8 protein-coding genes are annotated in these 9,673 nt (G+C 66.8%); 2 read left to right on the forward strand and 6 right to left on the reverse strand.

The features are described from left to right. The first annotated feature begins 275 nt into the window (after positions 1-275). Positions 276-3,062, forward strand: coding sequence for a TonB-dependent receptor (locus DCO49_RS07335; protein ID WP_243402689.1), 2,787 nt, complete (start codon positions 276-278; stop codon positions 3,060-3,062). A 180-nt stretch (positions 3,063-3,242) separates the two neighbouring features. Here the strand turns inward: DCO49_RS07335 and fhuE are convergent, their stop codons facing one another. From fhuE to DCO49_RS07355, 4 genes are all read right to left on the reverse strand, one after another. Further along, positions 3,243-5,405 carry a ferric-rhodotorulic acid/ferric-coprogen receptor FhuE gene (fhuE, locus tag DCO49_RS07340; RefSeq protein ID WP_116863470.1) on the reverse strand — a complete coding sequence of 721 codons (2,163 nt, stop codon included), beginning with the start codon at positions 5,403-5,405 and terminating at the stop codon, positions 3,243-3,245. Positions 5,406-5,631: 226 nt separating this feature from the next. Beyond that, positions 5,632-6,108 carry a hypothetical protein gene (locus DCO49_RS07345; protein ID WP_116863471.1) on the reverse strand — a complete coding sequence of 159 codons (477 nt, stop codon included), beginning with the start codon at positions 6,106-6,108 and terminating at the stop codon, positions 5,632-5,634. Between the two features lie 75 nt (positions 6,109-6,183). Then, positions 6,184-6,735, reverse strand: coding sequence for a M23 family metallopeptidase (locus DCO49_RS07350; RefSeq protein WP_116863472.1), 552 nt, complete (start codon positions 6,733-6,735; stop codon positions 6,184-6,186). Then, positions 6,732-7,205 carry an Lrp/AsnC family transcriptional regulator gene (locus DCO49_RS07355; protein WP_116863473.1) on the reverse strand — a complete coding sequence of 158 codons (474 nt, stop codon included), beginning with the start codon at positions 7,203-7,205 and terminating at the stop codon, positions 6,732-6,734. The genes DCO49_RS07350 and DCO49_RS07355 overlap by 4 nt, the downstream gene beginning before the upstream one ends. 72 nt (positions 7,206-7,277) lie before the next feature. On the opposite strand from DCO49_RS07355, the gene DCO49_RS07360 reads away from it, so the two are divergent. Next, the gene (locus DCO49_RS07360; protein ID WP_116863474.1) at positions 7,278-8,153 is read left to right on the forward strand and encodes an EamA family transporter; all 876 of its coding nucleotides are present in this window, start codon (positions 7,278-7,280) and stop codon (positions 8,151-8,153) included. 78 nt (positions 8,154-8,231) lie between these two features. On the opposite strand, the gene DCO49_RS07365 is transcribed toward DCO49_RS07360, so the two are convergent. After that, positions 8,232-8,969, reverse strand: coding sequence for an endonuclease/exonuclease/phosphatase family protein (locus tag DCO49_RS07365; protein WP_207776473.1), 738 nt, complete (start codon positions 8,967-8,969; stop codon positions 8,232-8,234). A gap of 53 nt (positions 8,970-9,022) precedes the next feature. After that, positions 9,023-9,673: thiol:disulfide interchange protein DsbA/DsbL (locus tag DCO49_RS07370; protein ID WP_133249409.1), on the reverse strand; the 651-nt coding region annotated here is incomplete at its 5' end.

Below are 9,673 nucleotides of genomic sequence, written 5' to 3' on the forward strand. Positions count from 1 at the left end.
GAGATTCGCTTTGGACTCGAGATTTCAAATAACTCCTAGAGCTCCATCTGGGACAAGAATGATTCATTCATCAGAACGGCGTGAAAGGGTGTCGCAGGTCACGCCAATGTTTTTACAGCTTGTTTACAAAGGAGACGCTGCCGCCACGCAGGGGGGAGCGCGGCAGCCCATGTCCCGCCATTCCTTTGGAGAGAGAGCGAATGAATCACCTGCATTACCGCCCCTTGGCGGTCGCTGTCGCGCTGTGCGTGGCGGCCCTGGCACCGCTGGGGGCAATGGCCCAGACGGCCACCACCCTGGATGCCGTTGAAGTGACCGGTACGCGCATCAAGCGTGCTGAAGTGGAAGGTCAGGTGCCGATCCAGACGCTGAGCCGGGGCGACATCGAGCGCACCGGCCTGAGCTCGATCGGCGAAGTGCTGCAGCAGCTCACCGGTTCGGGTTCGGCGTTGAATGCCAAGTTCAACTCGTCCGGCAATTTCGGCTTCCCGCCGGATGGCAGTGGTGTCGGTGCCGGTTCGGCACAGGTCGATCTGCGCCACCTGGGCGCCAAGCGCGTGCTGGTGCTGGTCGATGGCATCCGCTGGGTCAATGAATCCTCGGCGTCAGGCGTGGGCGCGGCCACCGACCTCAACACCATTCCGCTGGCGATTGTCGAACGCATCGAAGTATTGGAAGACGGTGCCTCGTCGCTGTATGGCTCCGACGCGATTGCCGGCGTGGTCAACATCATCACCCGCCGCGATTTCGATGGCGGGCAGGTCACCCTGAACTACGGCGAATACAGCAAGGGCGACGGCACGCAGAAGGGCGTGGACCTGGCCTGGGGCACCAGCGGCGAGCGCTACAGCCTGTTCCTCGGCGCCAGCTGGACCAGGCAGGATGCGGTGTATGCGCGCGACCGCGAACAGTCACGCTTCCCGATTCCCGGCACCGGCCTGGCCTTCGGCAGCGGCGGCATCCCGCAGGGGCGCTTCGCCTTCGTCGATCCCAACACCGGCGCCGAGCAGGACATCGTGCCCAACACCGGCGTCAGTAACCCGCGCTATGACGGCAGCGCCGGCTGCAACCGCAGCGACGACTACCACTGCTTCACCAGCGCCGACCGCTTCAACTTCGCCGAATACAACATGGTGCTGACGCCGTCCGAGCGCAAAGGCATGTTCGGCCAGTTCCGCTTCGACATCACCGACGACGTGCAGTGGTACGTGAAGGCGCTGGGCAACCGCCGCGAATCGACCAATCAGGCCGGTCCGGAACCGCTGTTCTTCGGGCCTGACGGTGCCACCGGCAATCCGCTGGCCGACAACATCGTGGTGTCGGCGCTGAACCCGTACAACCCGTTCGGCTTCGACCTGGTGTCCGGCGGCAACATGAGCCTGATCGGTCGCCGCCCGGTGGAAGGCGGCGCGCGCGTGTTCGAGCAGGAGGTCAACACCACGTACTTCGCCACCGGCCTGGTGGGCAGCTTCCAGGCGGCGAACCGCAGCTGGTACTGGGACGTCAACGGCATGTACAGCAAGAACAAGGCCGAGCAGACCAACTACGGCAGCTACAACATCTACAACGTGAACTTGGCGCTGGGTGATCCGGCGCTGTGTGCGGCCACGCCGGGCTGCGTGCCGCTGAACATCTTCGGTGGCGTCGGTTCGATCACCCCGGACATGCTGCGCTGGATCCAGCCGGTGGTGCGCGACCGCAGCCAGAACGAGCTGAGCCTGGTCACCGCCAACCTGTCCAGCGATCTGTTCACCCTGCCGGCCGGCCCGGTCTCCTTCGCCACCGGCCTGGAACACCGCCGCTATGAAGGCTGGTACCAGCCCGACCCGCTGACGGTGATCGGCCACTACAACGGCGTGCCTTCGCAGCCGACGTCCGGTTCCTACGACGTCAACGAAGCCTACCTGGAGCTGAGCGTTCCGATCTTCGCCGACGCGTCGCTGGGCAAGAAGCTGGACCTGAGCCTGGCCGGGCGCTATTCGGATTACTCGACCTTCGGCGGCGAGTTCACCCCCAAGTACGGCCTGCGCTGGCAGGTGACCGATGACTTCGTGCTGCGCACCACCTATGCCGAGGGCTTCCGTGCACCGTCCATCGGCGAGCTGTACGGCTCGGCCGCGCGTGCCGACCTGCAGCTGTTCGATCCCTGCTCGGTGGGCCTGGGCGGTACCGCGCCGCGCGGCAATCCTGCCAACTGCGCCGCGCTGGGCGTGCCGACCGGCTTCCAGCAGGCCAACTCGCAGATCTCGGTGACCACCGGCGGCAACCGCGAGCTGGAGCCGGAGCGTTCGCGCAGCTTCAGTGCCGGCTTCGTGTGGAGCCCGTGGTTCGGCAACAACGCCACCTGGTCCGAACGCTTCGACGTGGAGGTGACCTTCTACCGTCACAACATCGACGGCGCGATCCAGGCGATCAATGCACAGACCCAGCTGGACCTGTGCGTGGACACGCTGGACCCGGTCTACTGCGGTGGCATCACCCGCGCCAGCACCGGTGCGGTCAACAGCTTCAACAACCGCCTGACCAACCTGGGTTCGATCAAGACCGATGGCTGGGATGTGGACATGTTCTGGACGCTGCCGCAGAGCGACATCGGTCAGTTCAAGCTGGGCTGGAAGAACACCTTCGTCGGCCGCTACGAGGCCACAGGTGCGGCCGGCCAGCGGCAGCCGCAGAAGCCGGGCGTGGAAGTGGCCGACAGCTCGATTCCTGAGTGGACGAGCAACGCCAGCATTGGCTGGACGCTGGACAACTGGAGCGCCAACTGGACGGTGCGCCACATCTCCGAGCTGACCGAAGACTGCGGTGATGCAGTGGCCTTCCCGGTGTGCAGCAACCAGGCCGCCGGCACCAACAAGTTGGCCGCCACCACCTACCACGACCTGCAGGTGGGCTACAAAATCGACTGGATGAAGGGGCTGCAGCTGACCGCAGGCCTGAACAACGCGTTCGACAAGGATCCGCCGATCTGCCTGTCGTGCTCGTTGAACGGCTACGACGCCTCGACCTACGACATCCCGCGCGGGCGTTACTGGTACATGCGGGCGGACCTGCGGTTTTAGGGCCTGTATGCCGCGCCGGGATCATCCCGGCGCGGCGGGTGCCCTTGTAGAGCCGAGCCCATGCTCGGCTGCTTCATGCCCCGGTAGAGCCGAGCCCATGCTCGGCTGCTCTGGTCGAAAGCCAGTCGAGCATGGCTCGACTCTACAAAAGGCGCCGGGGGCTGCCCGGCGCCGTCTGCATCAGAACGACCAGGTGAAGGTCAGCGAGCCATTGCGGCCGTCGCCGAACGCACCGTAGCCGTTGATCTGCGAGTAGTACTTCTTGTCCAGCAGGTTGTTGAGGTTGGCTTGCACGCTGAACTCCGGCGAGATGCGGTAGCGCACGAAGGCGCTGACCAGCGCGTAGCCGTCCTGTTCGATGCGGCCGTACGCCGGCACCGCGTAGTAGATGCGGTTCTGCCAGTTGGCACCACCGCCGACGGTCAGGTCCTGCAACGACTGCGGGGTGTAGCTGGTGAACAGCTTCAGCGTGGTCTGCGGCAGGTTGGTGTTGATGTCCGCATCGTTGATGTCCTTGGCCACATAGCGCGAGGCGCCGAAGGTGGCATTCCAGCCCGGTGCCAGTTCGCCGTTCAACTCAAACTCGAAGCCGCGGCTGACGGTGCCGCGTGCGCCGATGTAGGCGGTTTCGCCGCCGGTTCCGCCGATCACCGGTTCACCGGTCGACTGGCCGACGTTGTCCTGCTCGATGCGGAACACGGCCACCGAGGCATTCAGGCGGTTGTCGAACCAGGCCCCCTTCACGCCCACTTCGTAGCTCTTGCCGTCGACCGGATCGAGGTAGCTGCCGTTGCGGTCCTTCAGCATCTGCGGCTGGAAGATTTCGGTGTACGAGGCGTAGGTCGAGTAGGTGTCATTGATGTCGAACACCAGGCCGGCATACGGCGTGGTCACCTTGTGCGAACGATCGGCGCCTTCGCCTTCACTCTTCCAGTCGGTGTAGCGCGCACCGATGATCAGCTTCAGCGGATCGGCCAGCGACAGGCGCGTGGCGGCATAGCCGGCCTTCTGGGTGATGGTGCCTTCGCTGGCCAGGCTCAGCGGGTTCCAGTTCGGTTCGCTGATGTTGCCGTTCCAGTTCAGGTAGCTGGAGAAGGGGTCCCACGTGAGGCCGGCACCACCGACCTGGTAGTCGCCGTAGTTGGCGTAGTCGCGCTTGTTGTAGCTCAGGCCTGCCATGAACTGGTGTTCGCGGCCGAACAGCTGGAACGGGCCGTCGACGAAGCCATCGATCGCGTCGACTTTGCGCTCGGTGTTGTAGAAGCCGGCCGACGGCGAGATGCCGGCACCGGTGTTCCTGTCGAAGTACGAGGCGCCGGTGACCCAGTCGTTGTAGGCCGGGTAGAACAGCTTGTCGTCTGCCTTGGTCTCGTCATGCGTGGCGCCGATCTTGAACTTCCAGCCGTTGGCGAAGCCGTGCTCCAGGGTGGCGAAGGCGCGCTTGCTGGTGGTGTCCCAGTAGGTCCAGTCCGGGCTGGCATTGAACGATTCGTCGTAGCCGGTGCTGGTGCCATCGGAGAACAGCATCGGGAAGCCGCCCCAGGTCGCGCCGTTGGCGCGCTTCTGCTGGTAGTCGTAGCCCACGCTCAGCTGCGTATCGGGGGTCAGGTCGGCATCGATGACCATGTAGCCCAGCGTCTTGTGCTGGTTGTAGCGGTCCATCTGCGCATCGGTGTCCAGGTAGCTGCCGATGACACGACCACGCACGGTGCCGCTGGCATTCAGCGCGCTGCCCACGTCCACGGTGGTGCGGGTGCGGCCCCAGCTGCCGACGTTTACCGAGACGCTGCCGGCCAGTTCGGCGCTGTCGGCGTGCTTGCGGATCAGGTTCACCGACGCCGACGGGTTGCCGGCGCCGCTGAGCAGGCCGGTGGCGCCGCGCACCACTTCCACGCGGTCGTACAGGGCCAGGTCCAGGCCGGAGTCACCGTAGCTCCAGTTCTGCACCATCTGCGTCGGCAGGCCATCGAACTGATAGCTGTCGATGTAGAAACCGCGCGCGTAGAACTCGGTGCGCTCGGTGTCGGACTGGGTGCTGCTCACGCCGGTGGTGTTGCCCAGCACGTCGATGATGTCGTCGAGGTTCTGGTCCTCGATGCGCTGGTGGCTGATGATACTGATCGACTGCGGGATCTCACGCGGGGCCAGGTCGAAGCGGGTACCGGCGGAGGTCTTGCGCACCGAATAGCCTTCGGCGCGCTCACCCTTCACCACGACCTTGTCGAGCGTGGTCGGGTCGGCGGCGGTTTCGGCGAACGCGACCGGCGCGGCGGCCAGGCACAGGGCGGAGAGCACCGCCGCGGACAGGCGATGCGGCAGGAGAGCAGGGGTCGAGCGGATCATGTGGGTTCCTGGACGGGCACGTGCGTGCGTCCGACCGGCTTCCCGGATGGTCTGGCGCCGCGGCTGGTGGGGGTCTCACGCCGCTGGCGGGGCCCTGCGCTGCAGGACGGTGGCTGGGCAATGCGAGGAGGGCGAACCGTCCTGGCTGCCCGGAAAACGCAAATATGGTAATGCGAATTGTTTCTATTTACAAACGGCGCCGGGGCGTGCCAGTCCCTTCGCCGCGTCAGTCGTCCAGCGGGGTGCGCTCGGCCTGGATCTTCATGTGCGGCAACTGGCCCTCGACGCCATCGGCGTACTCGACGGTGACCATCACGTCTTCATCGATCATGGGCGCGCCGTACACCTCCACCTTGCCGGTCATGTATACCGGGGTGCTGCGCAGACGCCCGGCATGGATGGCTGTTGGATCCAGGCAGGCCAGCGTGTGGCGAATATTGGCCGAGGCGAATTCGGTCGAGGTGTTGGGGATCAGCCAGCGGCAGAACCGCTTGCCCGCGTCGCTGCCATCGTCCTCGCAGCCCTTGCTCCAGCGGCTCCAGTCGGTCACCAGTTCAATCGATCGCGGGGCATCGACCTGTGCGGTGTTGGCGTAGGCAGCCAGTTGCCTGCACCACGGGTCGCGGTGTGCCTGCAGGGTGCTGCAGCCGGTGGCCAGGATCACGGTAGCGATCAACAGCGGGGTGGCGCGAAGCTGGGTCATCGGCGTGCTCTCCCTGTCACTGCGGTTGATGATGCGGCGGGCCCGTCGTGGCGTCGAGCCGCAGCGTCACTGCGATCAACGCAGGAGCGGCAACGGGTCGCGGGCGCCGTCCTTGCCGTAGATGCCCCAGTGCAGGTGCGGCGGCGTGCCCTTGGCGTTGCCGCTGTCGCCGACATGGCCCAGCAGCTGCCCGGCCTGCACCACCTGGCCTCGCGCCAGGCCCTCGGCCCAGTCTTCCAGGTGCGCGTAGTAGTAGCGCTCGCGGCCGGGCCCGATCACCCAGACCTGGCGCCCGCCGAGCCCGCGTTCGCTCACATCGGCGATGACGCCTGCGGTAACGCTGCGCACGGGCGTGCCGCGTTTGCCGAAGATGTCGATGCCGGCATGCGTGCGGTCACTGCCGCGTGGGGCACCGAAGGTGTCGGCGATCTGCCGCGGGCGCACGCCGTCCACGGGCACGGGCAGCTCCGTGGCCGGTGGCATGCGTCCCAGCTCCCACAGCATCTTCGGTGCCGCCGCCCACGGGCTGTTCCACAGCGAGAGCACGGCGATGCCTGCGGCCAGCAGCAGGGCGCCGGACAGCAGCCAGCGGCGCAGGCGTCGGGCAGGGGAGGGCGGCGGGGTCATGGCAGCGGCACCGAGAAGCTGCGCTTCAACGTGCCCAGCGCCACCGAGGTGCGGAAGCGCTCGATGTTGTCATCGCCGCCGAACAGGCGCTCGGTGATCGCTTCGTACTCTTCCATCGAGGCCGCCGAAAGCAGCAGCAGGAAATCGCCGTCGCCGGTGATCGAATAGCACTGCTGCACGGCAGGATCGTCCTGCACGCGGCGGCGGAACGGGGCGACCTTTTCGCGCTGCTCGCTGACCACCCGCACCTCGACGATGACGGTCAGCGGACGCCCGACCTTGGCCGCGTCGAGCACGGCCACGTTGGCGGCGATCACGCCGCTGTCCTGCAGACGCTTGATGCGCCGCTGCACGGCGGGGGGGGACAGGTGCACGGCCTCGGCGATCTGCCGCTGCGGCAGGGCGTTGTCCTGCTGCAGCAGGTCGAGGATGGCGTGGTCGAAGCTGTCCAGCATGGGGGCGGTGGCCATGGCGAGCAGAAATTGCGCGGACGGGCCGTCAATTGAGCCAAGTGCTCGCCGCCAGCGCAATAGACTGTGCGCATGCAGACGTCCCGATTCGCGCCGATGTTGCCGGCGCTGGCGGTGCTCGGCTCGGTTACCGCGCTGGCCATCGGCACCTCCTACGCAAAACACCTGTTTCCGCTGGTCGGCGCGCAGGGCACCAGCGCCCTGCGCGTGGGCTTCTCGGCGCTGTTGCTGCTGCTGTTCTGGCGGCCGTGGCGCTGGAAGACCAGCCGCGTGGATGCGATGACCATCCTCCGTTACGGGCTGACCCTGGGCCTGATGAACCTGCTGTTCTACATGGCCATCCGCACCATTCCCTTCGGCATCGCCGTGGCCATCGAGTTCACCGGCCCGCTGACGGTGGCGATGCTGTCCTCGCGGCGGCCGATCGATTTCCTCTGGGTGGGCTGTGCGCTGGTCGGCCTGTTGCTGCTGCTGCCGCTGGGCGGCGGCCCGGCGCTGGACCCGGCCGGCGTGCTCTATGCGATGGGGGCGGCCGCGTGCTGGGGCCTGTACATCGTGTTTGGCAAGCGCGCCGGCCACCTGCACGCCGGCCATACGGTTTCGCTGGGGCTGCTGGCTGCTTCACTTGTGGTGGTGCCGGTGGGCGTGGCCCATGCCGGCATGGCGCTGCTGGAGCCGAAGATCCTGCTGGCCGGCCTGCTGGTGGCGCTGGTGTCCAGCGCGATCCCGATGTCGTTGGAGATGATGGCGCTCAAGCGCCTGCCGAAGGAGACATTCGGCATCCTGATCAGCATGGAACCGGCGGTGGCCGCGCTGTGGGCGATGCTGCTGCTGCACGAGCACCTGGAGGGCGTGCAGTGGCTGGCGATCGGCTGCACGGTGGTGGCCTCGGTGGGCAGCACGATGACCGCGCGGCGGCTGAGGAGCCCGGTGGTGCAGGCCGGGTAGCACCGGGCTGTATTGGTAGCGCCGCGCCATGCCCGGCGGATTGGGTTGCGTTCGCCGGGCATGGCCCGGCGCTACCGGTCAGCGCAGGGCTTCGGCCGGGACGTCGATGGCCATGGCCAGGGCCAGGTGGTCGGAGAACGCGGCCGGTACGGCTTCCACGCTGCGGGTCCGCAGGTTGCTGCTGACCAGGATGTGGTCGATGGCCCGGTCCGGGCGCCAGCTGGGGAAGGTCGGTACCACGCAGCCGGGCGGCTGCAACCGGGTCTTCTGGTACAGCACCTGCATTTCAGGGCGCTCGGCCAGGCAGTTGAAATCGCCCATCAGCACCGCGTTCGGGTGGTCGGACAGCAGCTCGGCGATGAATCCGAGCTGTGACATCCGCGAACCCGCGCCCAGTGAGAGGTGGGCCACGGCCACGGCCAGGCCGTCCTCGCCATCGCCGAACCTGGCCAGCAGCACGCCGCGCCCGCCGATGCGGCCGGGCAGAGCGTGGTCCTGTACTTCCACCGGTTCCAGCTTGCTCAGCAGGCCGTTGGCGCTGGACGCCACCCCGCCCATGCGCCGGTTCGGCTGGTGGCTCCAGTAATTGAAGCCGGCACGCTGGGCCAGGTAGTGCGTCTGGTTGGTGAAGCCCGACCGCAGGCTGCCCGGGTCGGCCTCCTGCAGGCCTACGATGTCATGGCCGCGCGCCAGGGTGGCGATCGCGTCCAGGCTGCTGCGCTTGCGTCCCGCCGGCAGCGCATGTGACCAGCTGCGGGTCACATAGTCGCTGTAGCGGCGGGTGCTTGAGCCGGCCTGGATATTGGCCGTCAGCAAGCGCAGGGTCCGTGTGTGGGGGGAAGTCACGGCCGGTAATGCTTTCTCTTGGATCAACGAGCCTGAGCCGCACCGCGTTCGCGGGCGATCAGGTGGTCGGCGATGCGCAGCATGTCCGGGAAGCTCTTGCCCTTCACCAGGTACTTGCCGTTGATGATGATCGACGGGGTGCCGCTGATCGCGCTGCGCTGGGCGAACTGCTTGGCCGAGTTGGTCTTGGCGTTCACCGCGAAGCTGCCCATGGTGGCGGCGAACTGCTTCGGATCCACGCCGTAACCGGCGTAGAACTTGGCGATGTCGTCGACCGAGTCGGCGCCGCGCTCACCCTTCAGGGTCTGCTGCGAGTGGATGGCGGCGTACAGCGCTTCGTGGGTCTTCTCCTGCACACCCAGGGTCTGCGCGGCGTAGAAGGCACGGGCATAGTTGTCCCAGGTGCCGCCGAACATGGCCGGCACGTAGACGAAGTTCACGTCGCTCGGCAGGCCGGCTTTCCACGGGCCAACCAGCGGCTGGAAGGCGGCGCAGGCCGGGCAGACGTAGCCGAAGATCTCGACCACTTCGACCTTGCCGGCGGCCGGCTGGAACGGCTGGCCGTTGCTGATCACCTGGTAGTCGCTGCCTTCCACCGGGGCCGGACCGGTCAGTGCGGTGGTGGTCGGGGCCGGAGCGGCGGCCGGAGCGGCTTCGGTGGCGGCCGGGGCAGC

Source organism: Stenotrophomonas sp. SPM (assembly GCF_003105135.1).
GTDB lineage: Bacteria > Pseudomonadota > Gammaproteobacteria > Xanthomonadales > Xanthomonadaceae > Stenotrophomonas.